The sequence below is a fragment of the Vibrio genomosp. F10 str. ZF-129 genome, assembly GCF_000287055.2.
GTDB lineage: Bacteria > Pseudomonadota > Gammaproteobacteria > Enterobacterales > Vibrionaceae > Vibrio.
On sequence record NZ_AJYQ02000018.1, the window covers coordinates 50,040 to 66,353 of the forward strand.

The 16,314-nt window shown below is 43.0% G+C and carries 13 protein-coding genes; 7 read left to right on the top strand and 6 right to left on the bottom strand.

What is annotated here, in order from left to right; genetic code table 11:
* Positions 1–437 precede the first annotated feature (437 nt).
* The 3 genes from A1QO_RS02865 to A1QO_RS02875 all read right to left on the bottom strand — a co-directional run bounded on the left by A1QO_RS02865 (position 438) and on the right by A1QO_RS02875 (position 5,030).
* Complete coding sequence (locus A1QO_RS02865) at positions 438–3,074, bottom strand: cellulose-binding domain-containing protein (protein ID WP_017041342.1); 2,637 nt, start codon at positions 3,072–3,074, stop codon at positions 438–440.
* A 450-nt stretch (positions 3,075–3,524) separates the two neighbouring features.
* The gene (arsB, locus tag A1QO_RS02870) at positions 3,525–4,583 is read right to left on the bottom strand and encodes an ACR3 family arsenite efflux transporter (protein WP_017033502.1); all 1,059 of its coding nucleotides are present in this window, start codon (positions 4,581–4,583) and stop codon (positions 3,525–3,527) included.
* Between the two features lie 105 nt (positions 4,584–4,688).
* The gene (locus A1QO_RS02875) at positions 4,689–5,030 is read right to left on the bottom strand and encodes an ArsR/SmtB family transcription factor (protein ID WP_017033503.1); all 342 of its coding nucleotides are present in this window, start codon (positions 5,028–5,030) and stop codon (positions 4,689–4,691) included.
* A 435-nt stretch (positions 5,031–5,465) separates the two neighbouring features.
* Here A1QO_RS02875 and A1QO_RS02880 point away from each other — a divergent pair, with 435 nt between their 5' ends.
* From A1QO_RS02880 to A1QO_RS02895, 4 genes are all read left to right on the top strand, one after another.
* On the top strand, positions 5,466–6,374 hold the full coding sequence (locus A1QO_RS02880; RefSeq protein ID WP_017041343.1) for an AraC family transcriptional regulator: 909 nt from the start codon (positions 5,466–5,468) through the stop codon (positions 6,372–6,374).
* A gap of 205 nt (positions 6,375–6,579) precedes the next feature.
* A complete protein-coding gene (locus A1QO_RS02885; protein ID WP_017041344.1) occupies positions 6,580–8,703 on the top strand; it encodes a TonB-dependent siderophore receptor in 2,124 nt (707 codons plus the stop codon).
* Positions 8,704–9,066: 363 nt separating this feature from the next.
* The gene (locus A1QO_RS02890; RefSeq protein ID WP_017033506.1) at positions 9,067–10,014 is read left to right on the top strand and encodes a bile acid:sodium symporter family protein; all 948 of its coding nucleotides are present in this window, start codon (positions 9,067–9,069) and stop codon (positions 10,012–10,014) included.
* Between the two features lie 499 nt (positions 10,015–10,513).
* On the top strand, positions 10,514–11,968 hold the full coding sequence (locus A1QO_RS02895) for a lytic polysaccharide monooxygenase (RefSeq protein WP_026027064.1): 1,455 nt from the start codon (positions 10,514–10,516) through the stop codon (positions 11,966–11,968).
* A 218-nt stretch (positions 11,969–12,186) separates the two neighbouring features.
* Here A1QO_RS02895 and A1QO_RS02900 read toward each other — a convergent pair whose 3' ends face one another.
* A complete protein-coding gene (locus A1QO_RS02900; RefSeq protein WP_017033508.1) occupies positions 12,187–12,954 on the bottom strand; it encodes a helix-turn-helix transcriptional regulator in 768 nt (255 codons plus the stop codon).
* A 162-nt stretch (positions 12,955–13,116) separates the two neighbouring features.
* Between A1QO_RS02900 and A1QO_RS02905 the strand changes: the two genes are divergently transcribed.
* Positions 13,117–13,509, top strand: coding sequence for a hypothetical protein (locus tag A1QO_RS02905; RefSeq protein WP_017037057.1), 393 nt, complete (start codon positions 13,117–13,119; stop codon positions 13,507–13,509).
* 62 nt (positions 13,510–13,571) lie between these two features.
* Complete coding sequence (locus A1QO_RS02910; protein WP_017033510.1) at positions 13,572–13,988, top strand: GFA family protein; 417 nt, start codon at positions 13,572–13,574, stop codon at positions 13,986–13,988.
* A gap of 120 nt (positions 13,989–14,108) precedes the next feature.
* On the opposite strand, the gene A1QO_RS02915 is transcribed toward A1QO_RS02910, so the two are convergent.
* A complete protein-coding gene (locus tag A1QO_RS02915; RefSeq protein WP_017037059.1) occupies positions 14,109–15,020 on the bottom strand; it encodes a LysR family transcriptional regulator in 912 nt (303 codons plus the stop codon).
* A 96-nt stretch (positions 15,021–15,116) separates the two neighbouring features.
* On the opposite strand from A1QO_RS02915, the gene A1QO_RS02920 reads away from it, so the two are divergent.
* Entirely contained in the window at positions 15,117–15,839 is a 723-nt protein-coding gene (locus A1QO_RS02920; RefSeq protein ID WP_017041346.1) for an NAD(P)-binding oxidoreductase, read from the top strand.
* 118 nt (positions 15,840–15,957) lie between these two features.
* Here the strand turns inward: A1QO_RS02920 and A1QO_RS20545 are convergent, their stop codons facing one another.
* Positions 15,958–16,140: a hypothetical protein gene (locus A1QO_RS20545; protein WP_241790385.1), complete on the bottom strand. Its 183-nt coding sequence runs from the start codon at positions 16,138–16,140 to the stop codon at positions 15,958–15,960.
* Between the last annotated feature and the right edge of the window lie 174 nt (positions 16,141–16,314).

Sequence of the window (16,314 nt, forward strand, 5' to 3'; positions counted from 1 at the left end):
AAAAACAACCATATGTTGATTTTACGAAAGCATACGTTGAAATAAAAACAACCATACCTTGAAGTAGCCTATAAAGTATACAATACTTAAGTAAGTTTACTACAGGTATGGTTGTTTTATTATGAATAAACGAATTCTTATAAACTCGTCAATAAAAAACATATCACGCTTTGTGAGCCTCAAAACTGACTCTTGTAGTGGTACGGTGAATTAGGTCACTTAGTTAGAGTTGATATCTGATCTTCACGCTACTGAAACCAGTGACATTATGGCATAGCGACGGATTTGTAAGAAACTAGAAAGCTATAAAGATAAATATCTAGACCGCTAAAAGAAAATGGCTCCCGTTTGGGGAGCCAGTGTTTTCTGTGATTGATACGACCTATTTGTATTCGACTACTGTTTTAATAGGCGTTTCTAATATTGTGTTTCTGCAATTATTGAGGGTTTAGCCCAAGGGTTTGCAATACAAGTTTAAAGTTATCTTGGCGCTCTTTAATGGCATGAACTTCACCACTGACAGGGCAGGTACTGTCGGGGCAACCGCGGTTAACAATACCTGATACCGCATCAATAAATGCGGTACCTTGTAGACCACCATCAACGTAGTTTTTAAGTTCGGTGTGGTAATTCCAGCCAGCGTAAGTGCCACCCTCGTCGTTATAAGCCTGTACCGATGTTACCCAGTAGAACAGACCTGCAATCCATTTGATTTCTCGGTTTTCTTCCGAGCTACAAATAAGCCCTGGATTAGAACAGAAATCGAGATCGGCATAGAGTGGATTTTCTGGTGGTGCTTCTACCGTGACTCCGTTGACTGTGGTACCAATGGTTTCTGGGTCAACATGCGAACGGCCCATGAAGTGATTCAAGGTACCAAAGTTCTGGCGTCCGGTAGTCTGAATGACACCACGGCCCCACCAGCCACAACCTTCTACCGTTCCGTTAGTATCGGTCCCATCCCAAATGAACTTCCCAGCTTTTTGGTCTTCATACACTTTACAGTCTTCACGTTCCCACACTTGTTTTGATGTGTCGATTACGGTCGGTACATCCATACAGTGCCCATCGTTAGTCCAACGACCTACGTTACCGTTAACCAATAAACCTTGCTCTTTAAGTACAGAGTCTGGCGCAGCAAAGATAGGAGCAGGGGCGCCATACCATTTGGCGTTAGTCATAGCGCTGACTTCCATCTTAGGATCTCGAGGACAAGAATACGGATGGTCAACGCCAGTGATGGGATCCATACCATAATCGGCGTATTTTTGATCCAGTTGCCCACAACTTGCCGTCATTGGGTAGTTTACAGGCGCGCCGTATCTTACTTCCGACCAGTTATTTTCATCACAAGCGTTATAGCGAATGGTTTCTTGCATACTTTGAGACAAGAAGGCCGCAATCGCCACCTTAGCGTAAATTGCGTTGGTTGCTTCATCGGCCGCATCGTCGAGTAACCAGAAGGTATTACCAGCGACACCGACATTGTGCATTGAGTTTAAGCCTGCTAAAAAGTCGGCCCATTTATACACGGTAGAAGGAATCCACTGTGATTGTGGCGTTTCAAATAGGAAGGCTTGATTATTCATTGCTGACTCAGCACCTTCCAAATCAGCATTTAGCGAAGCAAGTCGAGTTAACGGGCCATTCGTTACGCTTTCACCAACGTAATACAGCGGCACGGTCGCTTGTTGGTAGCGAGCAATTTTATCGGATAAATCCGCGGTTTCCGTGTCAAATAAAATAGCAAACACATTACTGCTCGCTGCTTTACGAATATGACTTTCTCCTGAGGTGTTGCCCATAAAGTAGTCAGCTGCTTGAGCTGTAGGAATAGAGGAAAGTAGAGCCGGTGCTTGTGTATAGTCGCTCACTTGTTTCACGTATTCCAATGCGTAATGCCATTGCTCATCGGTTAAAGCTGGCGATGAGCTCGATTTATGAAACGCGATAAAGTCGGCTTTGGTTGTTGATGCGGTTTTGTAAAGCTCAAAGGTCGACAATAGATCAGATGTTGAAGATGCGGCTGCATTCCAAACGGCTCGTTTGCCTGAATGCGTATTATAAGCAAAGTCACCAATGCTTAAAGACCACCCGAACGTAGCTTGCGGGGCAAGAGTGGAAACGACAAGGTGATGAGCTTGGGCCCAACCTTGAACATCGTCAGTCAGTGCGTTTATATCCGCAATATCAATTTGACCGCCGGTTGTATCAAGGGCGGCGTTCAATGCCATTTTTACTGCTACGGCTCCTATTGCTTGTCCTTTGTCTGCTGCAGCGGCATCAAGCACTTCTCCACTCAGTACGATAGAGGTTGTACCGGCAAGTTCTACGGTATTAATGAGCGCAATGAAGGCATTCGTTAACAGCGTGGTATCAGCAATGTCTTGGCTGCTGATAGTGTTGATCGCCAACGTTTCTGGCGCACCAAAAGTCGCAGGGCTAGCAGCAACAAAATGATTTGGCCAGCCGTTTACTTCTAGTCTTACCGGATCCATTGGGTTAGGTAGTGACAGTAATGGCGCGCTTCCTGGAGGGGTATTGTCACAGTTTACGTGTAGCGCCCAACTGCCATCGCTACCAGGTGTCGAGGTTGTCCACCAGTTTGCTTCATAAGCAATGTTCTCATTGACCATGATATCACCGGCTGAAGCATGATCGCCTTTGGTCCAATTCGGGTACACATTAAACTCAGCACAGACACCAACCCCAGGTGTTGGGTTCGGTTCTGGGCTTGGATCGGGTGTAGGCTCAGGATCTGGTGTAGGTTCAGGCTCAGGTGTAGGATCTGGCGTTGGGTCGGGTGTTGGATCTGGGTCAGGAGTAGGGTCTGGATCCGGTGTAGGCGTAGCGCCACCAATCTGCTTCCATGGAGAATCCCATTCATTGGCATAGTTGTCTGTTGGGCTTTGCCCTGCGTTGACCCACCATTTCGCTTCATACGTTTGTCCATCTACCGTCACTTGTGTACCGCCAGAATATGACTTTGTGGAATCGTATGGTTCTGCTGCATACAAGTGCCCACTTAGCGCAATACACGCAAGAATAGCCGCTAGCTTGTTCATCCTAAACATAAATGTCCCTTTATCTTTATTGTATTTGTCTGTTTTGTTACACGTTAATTACGAGCGAGGTGCTATCTAATTCGATAAATATTCACCTAAAAATAAGTTAGCAGTTAGACACGTATTGAGCGGCAAAAATGACATTATCTGTCATCGTATGCGGCAGATATCACGTAGGAACTGAAAGTATTTGTGAGGTTGGTAATTGTTGCAAAATAACTGGAATGGATGTTTTTCTTTAAAAAGAGCCGCTATTTTTAATCTAACGGGGTGGGCTTGATGTAAATAAATCGCATGGGTATCGATATCTAGTGTTGTTACAATGACCTGACCTGACCTGACCTGACCTGACCTGACCAATGGCCATGAGCAAAGTGACTCCAATCATCATTTTAGAATATTGGATGTAACCAACATTGATGATGCAGGCGTTACCTTGGCCACGGCATAAGGTATGTTTTACTCGATGCTAGATTTAACGGTTTGGCCGTTGTAGTACTTGTCTTTCATCTTAAGCGCCACGTTCACGAGGTAAATCAACACAGGCACTTCAATCAGCGGACCGATAACACCCGCAAACGCTTGGTCAGAGTTGATACCGAATACTGAGATAGCAACTGCAATGGCTAGCTCGAAGTTGTTACCTGTCGCGGTGAATGCAATGGACGCGTTCTTATCGTATTCAATCCCTATCTTCTTACCAATGAAAAAACTGATGAAGAACATCGCTGTGAAGTAAATAGTCAGTGGAACCGCAATCAACAATACGTCCATTGGCAACTCAACAATCATCTCGCCTTTTAAGCTGAACATCAGAACGATGGTGGCCAGTAGTGCCATCAGTGTGATGGGAGAGATGCGTGGAATGAACACATCGTTGTACCATTGCTCGCCTTTCATCGACACAAGGATCTTACGGCTTAAAAAACCGGCTAGGAATGGGATACCTAGGTAGATAAGTACACTGTGTGCAATGTCGATCATCGAGATATCAACCAACATACCTTCGTAGCCAAATACTGGTGGAAGAACGCTGATGAACAACCAAGCCATAAAGCTGTAGCTCACCACTTGGAATGCACTGTTTAGAGCAACCAATGCTGCGCCGTACTCTTTGTTACCGCCACCGATATCGTTCCAAACCAGAACCATCGCCACACAGCGAGCAAGACCAATCAGAATGACACCGACCATATAACCTGGGTGATCGCCTAAGAATGTTAGCGCCAATACAAACATCAGAATCGGGCCAACAAGCCAGTTCATGATCAGAGATAGTTTGATGGCTTTCTTATCTTTTACCACGGTGCCTAGCAGGTTGTAGTTAACCTTAGCCAAAGGTGGATACATCATTAAGATAAGGCCGATTGCTAATGGAATGTTGGTCGTGCCAACCGACATAGATTCGTTCCATTGTTCGATTTGTGGGAACAGGGTGCCAAGCAGTACACCAAGACCCATCGCGATAAAGATCCACAGCGTTAAGTAGCGATCTAGAAAACCTAATTTTGGTTTCATGATATTGTCTCTTTGGTTGATATCGTTAATCGTCGAAAAACGATATTTGAAAGCAAAAAAATACGCTTAGTTTATTCGGTATTCGACAAACTAAGCGCGATAAATCTATTTTAAAATGGTGTCGATCAGCGTCTCAAATTGTTGAATATTATCTCGATTAATGCGGTAGCACATCTTCGGTGGTATCGATTCAGCGGTGATGAAGCCTGAGGTCTTCAGTATTCTTAAATGCTCTGATACGGTTGATTGAGCCAAACCCAATTCGCTAACCAAGTCACTGTTCAAACAGCCGCCCGATTTTTCTAACGTGGAAAGGATACTCAATATACGAACTCTTGCCGGGTGAGCAAGCGCTTTAGCCAAAGCTGCCATTTGTGTTTCAGCTTCAGCATCACCATGTTCGATTGGTAGAACACAGCCACCAGTTGTGAGGCAAACTTTATTCATGTGGATATTTTACTGCATTAATCGTTAAAAGACGATTAATGGTAAGTCTATTGTGTAAAAAGATCAACGTAAGCGTTTAAGTTGAGCACTAGAATCCATAAATTGAAATAAGGATGACGTAAATGGGTTGTCAACACACGAGATCCCATATGCGGGTAAGCGAAGATTTTCCGATGTCGTTCTGCTACGAGTGATTATGGAGTGACGCTAACCAAGTACTATAGATTTTAAATGAGAATAAGTAGGGTTATCATAAAGGGTGCAGCCAGTGATAACCCTACAAAGTGAAGCGTTCACTCGATTTTTATGTCTTTTACTTTACCTATAAGTCGTATTCGGCCTCTTATTGTGAGTGATAAAAGCTTATTTAAATGATAAAAGCATTGGTGAGACAAATATTTCGATACAAAATATAGAGAAGATGAAAGCTTAACTATGAATACATCCGCATTTGATCGCATCAGCCGCGTTTTAGCTTTTATTCACGCGAATCTTAGTTCAGCGTTATCGTTGGAAGACATCGCGACACAAAGCTGCTGGTCTCGTTGGCAACTGCAAAGAGTGTTTCAAGCAGAAACAGGGCTTACCGTAGCAAACTATGTAAGAGAGCTTAAGCTGAGCCAAGCTGCAGAAGAATTACTTGATGGAAAAGAGCGCGTGATAGATATTGCAGTTGGCCTCGGGTTTAACTCAGAAGTGAGCTTTAGCCGTTCTTTTAAGCAAATGTTTGGGGTGAGCCCAAGCCAATATCGAAAAGCAGGCAAAAGGGGTGGGCTGAGAAAACCAATACAAGTGTCTGAAACCGTGAGTGCCGAAGAGAAGGGCGCTCTGAGTTTTGTTGAAGTTCGCATTGACGAAAGAGAGTCTTTCCTTGTTAAGGGTGTCACCTCAGAGATCAGTGGTTTGTTTTCCCTAACACAAGACTTCGCACAAAAAGTCCCTCAACTTTGGTCTCGCTTGGAGCAAGAATTCACTCTACCAGACGATGACGTACTGCGATTTATTGGCGTCGCCGACCTTACTCAGTCTTACTTCGATGGGACCAATATCCACTATTGGGCGGGCGTTGAACTCCATGATGCGATATCCATTCCGCAACTGCCGAGCATTATCTCTGATAAATTAGAGGTGCTGACTGTCCCAAAGCAAACCTACGCAGTGGTCAAGCATTGTGGTCCTATAAAGAATCTGCGTCATACCTTGAGTTGGTTTGTGCTGAACTGGTTGCCAAGTTCAGGCTATCGTGGTGTGGATGGCTACGAACTGGAAGTGTACCCATTGAGTTACCAACCTTATGCTGCTAATGCTGAAATGGAATATTGGGTTCCTGTTGTTAAGCTGTAGCTGTGTCTACTTCAACTTTCCTCCTATAAATCTGACTTACCAATTTGGCTAATTGCATTTTAAATCAGCAATTGGCCTGCTTTTTAAACAACAAGAGAAGTTGTTTTGAAACGTGCACCAAATTGTTAACTATCCCATTCAAAGATACATACAATGCAAATGAGATTCATTACTATTTATATTAAGCATTGGTACCGAGGGAATTATGACCACTCACACACGTTTTAAATATTCATCACTTGCTGTTGCATTACTGACTGCACTCTCAGCACAAGCGTTGGCCGAAGAAACCATTACTGCGGCAGGCTCGAATGTAGAAACTGTGACTATTATGGGCAAGGCTTATCGTAATACAGCCACAAAATCAGCACTCGAGCCAGAGGAAACGCCTCAAGGTATTACGATCATTGATGAAGAGCATTTAGAGCAACGAGGTGTTCAATCTTTGAACCAAGCCCTACGTTATGCACCTGGCGTTGTCACTGAAAACCGCGGTGGATCAGTCGCTATGTTCGATTCATACTCTATTCGTGGTTTTAAGACCAATAATGTTAACTACTATGATGGTCTATCACTTCAACAATTGAATGGATGGAACTTGCAGCCGCAGATTGACCCAATCGCAATGCAACAAGTCGAGATCTTCAAAGGGCCGACGTCTGTGCTTTATGGCGCGATGCCACCGGGTGGTATGGTGAACATGATCGCTAAGGCACCGCAAACTGAACAATCAACTAAGGTTGGCGTTGCGACAGGCTCTCGAAACCTACAAGAAGCATCGATCGATACAGCGGGACAATTTGGTGACAGTGATTTTTCATACCGTTTGATCGCACTTGCTCGTAAGCAAGATAGCCAAGTTGATAACGCAGAAGAAGAGCGCTACTTAATTGCCCCTTCTGTTGATTGGCAAGTAAGTGATAAAACACAAATCAACTTTAACCTGTATTACCAAAACGATCCTTCAATGGGCATCAACTCTGCAATGCCTTTGGAGGTATTGAAAGCGAGTGATCCTTCGGTTTCGATGGGGGATAAGAACTGGAGTAAGTTTGAACGTGAAGTGTTGATGATGGGTTATAAAATTAACCATGACTTCAATGACAATTGGGCTTTTTTACAAAATGCTCGTTACACTGATGCCTCTCTGTACCAAGAAAACACGTATCACTTTAGTTACGATGCGAATACGCCAAATCAATTATCTCGCGCTCTCTACTCAACAGATGAAAGCTTTAAAGGCTTTGTCATCGATAACCAACTGAGCGGCATTGTTGATGTAGGTTCAGTCGAACATAATCTGTTGCTTGGTTTAGATTACCAAGATTTGGATGGTAATGTTAACTACTCATCCTACAGCGCTAATGGCAGCGGTTTTAATCGTTTTGATCCACTGAATCCCAACAACGAACTATTAGATCGTCGTGATGTGACTAAAACGGGCGAATACCTAGATGATACAACATCTAGTCAATTGGGTTTTTATCTTCAAGACCAGGTTCGACTAGACGCATTAGTGCTTATTGCCGGAGCAAGATTTGACCACTATAAATCAGAAAGTGATTACTACGCGCATGAGTCTGATCATAAGCAAGTCACTTATCGTCTAGGTGGTTTGTATCAGTTTGATAACGGACTATCCCCATTTGCAAGTTACGCGACTAGCTTCGAGCCAGCTCCTGGTGTTGATAAATCTGGTAATGAGTTCGATCCTGAAAATGCTCAGCAAGCCGAGATGGGTGTGAAGTACCTGTCTGACGATATGTCTAAAGAAGCGACTGTTTCGTTATTCCACATTGTTAAGCAAGATATGTTGATGACCGATCCAACAAACGTTTATGGGCCAAAAATCCAAGTGGGTGAAGTTGTATCGAAAGGTGCAGAACTGTCTGGACGTTGGTTTGCGACCGAAAACTTCGATATTGCAGCAGCATATACCTATGTTGATATGGAAATCACAGAAGACTCTAGCAATGGTTTAGAAGGCACAACACCCATCTACGTGCCGGAACACACTGCAAACGTGTGGGCTAGTTACAACGTGTTCACTGGAATGTTAGCGGGTTCGCGCTTAAGTGCTGGTGCACGTTATGTGGGTGAAATGCAAATGGATGCGAGCAATACTCAAGGTAAAGTACCATCATACACCTTAGTTGACCTATCTGTCGGTTATGACCTAGGCGCTGCGAGTGAGACTTTATCGGGTGCTACAGCCAACCTAGCGGTTAACAATATCTTCAATGAAGAATATTATGCGTGTTACGACCAATCTAATTGCTGGTTTGGTGCAGAGCAGTCTATAGAGTTAAGCGTGAACTATGAATTTTAACTAGGTTACGAGGATCAATGTTTAAAGCAGCCTTAATTAGGCTGCTTTAAATAGGCCTAATCGGAGTGAGGCGGACCATCCCATTAGGTCTTGCGCTTTTTACCATCCAATTTACTTGAGTTGGCGACCTAGTCTTAGACCAACTAAGCCCCCTTTATTCGTTCTACGCCACAAACGACTTTGGAAAAAGTCGGTATGAAACAATAAAAGCATTATTAATTAAATGGTTATAAATGTGTGCGCCTCGCATTTTTATGCAATTATGTTAGTAATTTGACGCTATCTATGGCTTAGGTATGTATTTATTGAATGAATATCGTTAGCGTGTAAATCTCTATTCATCGTTACAGTTAAGGAAACATCATGATCAGGATGGTCACCCAGTTATTCCCGCTATGGGCTTTACTGCTTTCATTTATTGCCTACTCTACACCAGATGCTTTTGTTGGACTCAAAGGCTATATCGTTCCGCTGCTCACCATCATCATGTTGACGATGGGGTTGACGTTAAAACCCAGTGATTTTGCGGGCGTATTGAGTAAGCTCCCTGTTGTTGGTGTTGGGCTGATTTTACAGTTTTCTGTTATGCCAATTGCCGCTTTACTGATTAGTATCGCGATGGGGTTCGATACTGAATTAACCGTGGGTATGGTATTGGTCGGTTCGGTGGCTGGTGGCACAGCATCTAATGTAATGTGCTATTTGGCTCGCGGTGATGTTGCTCTGTCGATTTCCATGACGGCATTATCAACATTGGTTGGCGTGGTGGCGACACCATTCTTGGTTCAGCTTTTGGTCGGGCAGACCGTCGACGTACCCGTGACTAGCATGTTGGTGAGTTTACTTAAGATTGTTTTAGCGCCAGTGATCATCGGCGTTATCCTTAACGTCTTACTTCAGTCGACGATAAAGAAAGTTGAACCTGTATTGCCAGTGATCTCAATGGTCGCCATTGTGGTGATTATTGCCATTGTTGTAGCATTAAACGCTGAAAGATTGGCAACCATTGGTCCTTTGGTCGCGTTGGCTGTAATACTCCACAATTCATTGGGTTTAGTGTTTGGTTTCTATGTTCCTAAATTACTTGGCTTCGATGAAAAAACCTGTCGCACCGTTGCATTGGAAGTTGGTTTGCAAAACTCGGGTTTAGCGACGGCATTAGCAATGAAGTATTTCACGCCAGCTTCCGCTGTAGCAGGAACAATTTTTTCAATTTGGCACAACCTTTCAGGTTCAGTAGTGGCAGCGCTTTGGGCTCGAAAAGTAAAACAAGCTGAAGAAGAGCAGAGCAAACCCGTTCTAGAGTCATAGTGGTTTTTAGGATTAATGTGTTCTAGCCAATAGAAGAGGCCAGCGAATGCTGGTCTTTTTGCATCTTATAGGGGGATGAGTTGTACCATTGATGAAGTGGAGATGAAGTGAGTCGATTTCGCTTGCTCAATCGAAGGATTAGCCGATATAAAGCTTAGGCATGTTAACTGCCTGTTCTCTATGCAAATCATTTTCACAGTGCTCATTTCTTTTTTAGATTGTTCAAGATATGTACTGATTAAAAAAGCTCATAATTAGAAGCAACATCATTTTATGAAGATGCTTTTCCTCAATAACTGTGATTCTCATTCCTATCAATAAAATACCGGCTGTGGTGGATAGACATTATAAATATATCTTGTTGTTTCTTAGTACAAAACTATAAAAAAAATCAAGTCATGGTGGTCTCTTAATAACCATTAGGGCCGTTTGGGATAATAAAACAATAGAGAGTGAATAAGTGGCAGCAACGAATCATATTCTTAAATTAGCAGTGGGTATGGCTATTCTATCGAGTGCACCGTCTTTGGTAAGTGCGCATGGCTGGTCAGAATTTCCGAATGCCCGACAGAACATTTGTTATGAACAAGGTGGAATTTGGTCGGGTACTCCACCTAATGAAGCTTGTGCTCAAGCAAAAGACATTTCAGGCACTTATCCGTTCGTACAACGTAATGAGTACGCTAAGAACATTCCGGATTTCAATAGTTTTAGTGCGGTAAAAGCTGCAATTCCGGATGGTACATTATGCTATGCCAATGACGCCCAAAAGCGTGGCATGGGAGCCAGTCACACGGGTTGGAAACGTACAGAATTAAAAACGGGAACCTTTGAGTATGTCTTTAATGCTACTGCACCTCATAACCCTTCGTTTTGGGAGTTTTATCTAACCAAACCGAATGCAGACCTTAGCAAGCAACTCGCTTGGGGAGATCTCGATCTTATACAGACGGAAGGAAATGTCCCTGTCAATGCTGGCAAGTACCGCATTAATGTGACGATACCTTCAGAACGCAGTGGAGACGCCATACTATTTGTACGTTGGCAGCGTGATGATGCTGTTGGTGAAGGTTTCTACAATTGTTCAGATATTACTATCGTCGGTGGTGATACACCTCCACCAGAGCCTACCCCGAAACCTGATTTAATAAGGGGTGAACTCTTTGTTGCAACTGAATTTGGCACGCCAAAAGCTGGGGATACGGTTAAGTACGATATTATTAACCAATACGGTGAAGTGGCGCGTAGCTTCGATCTCCTCGTTGATGATTCAAACACTAATGATTGGGCCCGCTTACTGGCTTCTGAAATCAACGGATGGCATAAAGAGTTTAAGGACGGTGCCGTATTCATTGGTGATTGGCATGAAGAAATGCAGCATTACATGTATTTCCAAAACGATCCTTCGCGTAACTTCTTCAACTCAAAAGATGGCAGTGAGTCTGGATTACTGACCCTGTTTAAAGGAGATGACGGTAGTGTTGAACCGTTAGAGGGCGATATTTACGAGCTTGTGACCAGCGATAACGTTGTTAACGCCGGAGACAAGGTGGTTATCGTAACAGGAGAAGCAGCAATCGTTACACAGACTCAGGGATCTACTGTCGACATCCAAAATAACGGGACGTCTTCAATTATCATTGATACCAAGGCCATTACCGCGAATGACATATTGTCATTTGCTGCGAGTGCCATAGACAGCGAGCGTGTTGAAACGTTCACGTTTGAAGTTATTGTAGATGATGGTGGAGTCACGCCAGAGCCAGAGCCAGAGCCAGAGCCAGAACCAGAACCAGAACCAGGAACTTGGGATTCGTCTACAACATATTTAGGTGGAGATGTAGTTATTTATGCGGGTCAAGCGTGGAAAGCCCAATGGTGGTCTCGCGGAGGTGAAAACCCTGAAGCAACCTACAAAAACGACAAGTGGGGAGTTTGGCGCCCAGCAAACTAGTTGTTCTCGACTTTCTCTTGCTCAATGCGGTTGAGTGATACCTCAAAGCGACATCTCAAAGCAAACATAAGTGGCACCACATGGTATTAATGTGGTGCCACTTTTGTAGAATGTAACAGTGGTACGGATACTCTTTCTAGTTGTAGGAAGTACTAGTGGTAGAAAGTACTAGTTGAAGAAAGCAATGGTTGAGAGCATGTCTATTTAAAAAACACCCGTTACATACTATCGAAGTAATCTCCGTATTCATCCAGTAAACTTCGTGGGCTTCTGAGGCGAAAACGCTCATTGTCAACAACCGCGTCAGTTATTCTATCGATTCGAAATAACCTAGGCGCGGCTCTTAAATAGTCCCACCCTAAAAGATACCAAGCGGGCCAGTTGAGCAGTATAAATTGCGGTTCTATGCACCTTTGCGTTTCACTTCCTTTTTCTGAAATGTAGTGAATTGAGAGCTTTTTCTGCTGTATAAATGCCTGGCTAATGTCATTAAAAAAAGGATAACGCGTATTGGTTACTGTACTTGCGACTGGCTCGGAAGCAATAGCACCAACCAATACTCGCTGGCGTAAAAGGTTTATACGTTTCTGTTGTTCATTGTTCAGAAAAAAGGTGAGCTTATTTTTTACGCTAGATATGTTGTCCCCTAATATGGGACACCTTAGTGAGTCGGTTAGCGCGAGTGCCATCAAAGTATTTAAAATTTCTTCATCACTTAAAAAAAATCGAGGGGGACGAGTCATTCCTCTCAACGCTATGCCGCCCCCTGTGCCTCGCTCTGCGTCAATATCGTAGCCTTGCTGGCGCAACAAGGTAATGTCTCGAGATATGCTTCTAACCGAAATCCCAAGTTCATTGGCTAACTCTTTAGCTGTCCAAAGATTCTTGTTTTCTAAAAGACCAATCAGGTTATCCAATCTTTCTTGCCTGTTTTGAAAGCCGCGCATTATTAATGTGTCATTTAGTGTCTTATTTGTACGTAGCATAGCATTTCACTTCATTTTGAGACAGCGTCGTCACATCAACTTTGCGCTATACATCGACTTGGAGTAATAAACGTTTCTTAACTAATAGCTTCATAACTAATAGCTTCTTAAAAAAACGCTTCTTAAATAAACGATTGCAACATCAACACAGGGAATATGAGAATGAAAACACTGACAGCGGGTTTAACTACAATGGGCTTAACCACAGCAGTTCTAGCTTCTTCGGTGAGTGCTGCGTCGACATTTGAAATTGTGAACACTCAATTTATTGCAGGGGTCAGTTATCAAGAGCAGCAGAAGGCGATGGACAGTTTGAATTCAATAGTGAAGCATTTTGATGGCTTTCAAAGCCGAAGTTATTTCTACAGTGAAGAGCTGAATCGTTGGACCGACATCGTGATTTGGGAAAGCTTGGAACTCGCTAAATCGGCTAGCGTAAAGGCGATGGAAGACCCACATGCTCAGCAAGTGTTTTCTATCATGGACATGGAAACGACGATTTTTTCACACTATCGTTCGATAGGGCACATTGAAGCAGAAACAACGACCAAATAGAGGCGAAGGGCGCTGAGAAAAGACGCTTTTTACATCGTTAAATAAATCAAGGAGTAAAGTAAATGACTCAAACAGAAAGCCGTTGCCTTTGTGGTGCTGTAAACATTGTTGCTGAAGACATTAACCCGAAGTTTACGGTGTGCCACTGTCAATCATGCAGAACATGGGGTGGAGCCCCCTTCTTTGCGGTGAAATGCGGCTCAAAAGTAAAAATTGAAGGTAATGACTTCATCAAAACCTATGAATCGTCATCTTGGGCATTGAGAGGTTTTTGCTCCGAATGTGGTACCCATCTTTTTTATCAGCTGAAAGCAACCGGTGAGTACAACATGCCGGTAGGTTTGTTTCCAAATTTGAATGGATTGGAAATGGATATGCAGTATTTCATTGATAGGAAGCCAAGTTATTATTGTTTTTCAAATGAAACCCAAGAGATGACAACAGATGAGATAATGGCTTATTTTGCAGACAAAGTGTAAATACGTACAGGAACTTGTTTTGTAGAAAACCGGCCGGTTGATCATGGAATAGCGTAGTAATAGTGAGCAGTTTTTGCTCACTATTATTCTATTCTGAAATTGAATTCACGTTGTTTAGGATCATGGCATCGTTTGCGAGAGATATTCTTTAAGCTCATTAGAGATGAAATCGAACACGCGACGAATCCTGCGGTTGGTCCTAAGTTCTTGGTGACAGACGGCCCAAACGGGTAAGCATATCGTTGGGCCAAATTGTTGAAGCGCTTTTACTAATGTTGGCTCCTGATCTCCCACATCTTGAGTGAGATAAATAAGCCCCAAACTTTCCTTACAAAGGCTTATTTGCATCATTTGGTGGTCAGTCGACAGTTTGAAGTTATCGGGTGATAGATTCCAACCCTGTTGATTGAGTTGGTTGCTAATGAGACTGCTGTCACTGAAACCTATTACTTGTATATCTTCAATTTCTTTAAGTGAATTGACGTCAGTGTAATATTTTAAATACTCCTCGGTCCCATATAGCCACACCGTTTCTTCACCGAGTTTTCTAGCAATCAAGTCGGGTTGAGTGGGGCAAAAACTTCGAATGGCTATGTCAGCATCTCTTCGATTCAAATCGCTAACTTTATTGCTCACTATGACTTCTATTGTGATTCTGGGCTCTACTTTCCTTAACTTGGCAATGATTCGGGGTAGTCGATATACAGCGTCTAATTCACAAACTGAAATCACGACCGTACCTTCTAGTTGCTGTGATTGCCCGTTGGCCATAAGTGAAAAATCACTGGCTGCGTCGCCCATCTTTCGGGCTAATTGTAAAAGATCGATCCCGCTGGAAGTCAATTCCAACCTTTGTCCAACTCTTTCAAACAATCTAACACCAATTTCTTGCTCTAAAGAGGCTACCTGCCTACTCAGGGTGGGCTGTGTCATGTTCAAAGCTTTTGCAGCAGCAGATAGAGTGCCTTCTTCCGCCGTTACTAAAAAAGCACGGGTACGATTCCAATCAAAACAGACTGACTTCCAGTTCATACAAATACGTATAACCTCATGTTAATTTAGTTGGTTAACTAGTGATTAATACATGTATATCATAAGTCTTGGGATACCACATGCAAGGACAAGAAAATGACGACATTAGTGCTTGGAGCGACAGGAGCAACGGGAAGGTTGGTTGTTGAAGAATTAGTCAGCCAACATAGAGAGGTTCGCATTATTGTGCGTTCGTTAAATGATTTACAGCTGCACATAACGACTAGCGACTATGTGGAGGTTGTTCATGCTAACTTGTTGGATCTAATCGATGAACAGCTAACTGAGTGCGTTTTGGGGTGTGAGGCAGTGGTTTCTTGTCTTGGTCACAACTTAACGTTTAAGGGTATATTTGGACAGCCTAGGCGTTTAGTGACCGATGCGACAATGCGAATATGTCAAGCGATTGAAAGAACTCAACCTGAGAGACCAATCAAATTTATACTGATGAGCACGACTGGCTTTCAAAATACATTAGCCGATGAAAAAATATCTAGAGCGCATAAAGTGATGATGTCATTTTTGAGAGTGGTGTTACCTCCACATGTTGATAACGAACAAGCGGCGACCTATTTGCAAAGTAGTGTGGTGAAGGCGTCGAAATCCATTGAGTGGGTAGCGGTTCGGCCAGATAGCCTAACGAATGATTTAGAACGAACAGGGTATGTCATTCATCAATGTCCACAGTATGACCCTATATTTGATTCGCGAAATACAAGCCGCTTAAATGTCGCTCGTTTTATGACAGAGTTGATATCGACTCCTAAAACATGGCAAGCATGGAAAAGTAAATTCCCTGTTATCTATGATAGTGATTAGCAACTAAGGTTCTAACTAATAATGGTCAAAACATACAGCGAGAACGAGGAACTTAGACCCATCAATCTAGACTGACAATGTGGCTTCTAACAGCCCATTGCCAGTCAAAAAGTAAACATCATCGAGTCGTTGTGCTGATTTTTATGGCTTGACTGAGGTAGTGAATGATTATTTTTAGCTCAGCATCCTTGATAGACAAAACTCTCATCACTTTTCCGGTACCTGTCAGTTTATTGTAAGTATCGATCATGTGAATGCCTTTCAAAAACCCGATGTCAACGCCACTTTTAGTCGTCCTCATATGACAAACCCCACCGTTAGGAGTTGAATAGCTAGTTATTCTCTGCTTTCTTGTTTCAAGTAGCTTAAAGTCTTCAATGAGTATCCTTCGTATCAATAAAAACAATGTTTTATGGTCCGATCTCACATCAAGATCATACTGCATTATAGTCCCCAATATTTGTTGTCTAATTTT

Coding starts and splice junctions, on each gene's coding strand:
- A1QO_RS02885 (WP_017041344.1), top strand. CDS start 6,580: ATGACCACTCACACACGTTTTAAATATTCATCACTTGCTGTTGCATTA.
- A1QO_RS02900 (WP_017033508.1), bottom strand. CDS start 12,954: ATGCTACGTACAAATAAGACACTAAATGACACATTAATAATGCGCGGC.
- A1QO_RS02875 (WP_017033503.1), bottom strand. CDS start 5,030: ATGAATAAAGTTTGCCTCACAACTGGTGGCTGTGTTCTACCAATCGAA.
- A1QO_RS02915 (WP_017037059.1), bottom strand. CDS start 15,020: ATGAACTGGAAGTCAGTCTGTTTTGATTGGAATCGTACCCGTGCTTTT.
- A1QO_RS02895 (WP_026027064.1), top strand. CDS start 10,514: ATGGCTATTCTATCGAGTGCACCGTCTTTGGTAAGTGCGCATGGCTGG.
- A1QO_RS02905 (WP_017037057.1), top strand. CDS start 13,117: ATGAAAACACTGACAGCGGGTTTAACTACAATGGGCTTAACCACAGCA.
- A1QO_RS02865 (WP_017041342.1), bottom strand. CDS start 3,074: ATGTTTAGGATGAACAAGCTAGCGGCTATTCTTGCGTGTATTGCGCTA.
- A1QO_RS02880 (WP_017041343.1), top strand. CDS start 5,466: ATGAATACATCCGCATTTGATCGCATCAGCCGCGTTTTAGCTTTTATT.
- A1QO_RS20545 (WP_241790385.1), bottom strand. CDS start 16,140: ATGAGGACGACTAAAAGTGGCGTTGACATCGGGTTTTTGAAAGGCATT.
- A1QO_RS02890 (WP_017033506.1), top strand. CDS start 9,067: ATGATCAGGATGGTCACCCAGTTATTCCCGCTATGGGCTTTACTGCTT.
- A1QO_RS02910 (WP_017033510.1), top strand. CDS start 13,572: ATGACTCAAACAGAAAGCCGTTGCCTTTGTGGTGCTGTAAACATTGTT.
- arsB (WP_017033502.1), bottom strand. CDS start 4,583: ATGAAACCAAAATTAGGTTTTCTAGATCGCTACTTAACGCTGTGGATC.
- A1QO_RS02920 (WP_017041346.1), top strand. CDS start 15,117: ATGACGACATTAGTGCTTGGAGCGACAGGAGCAACGGGAAGGTTGGTT.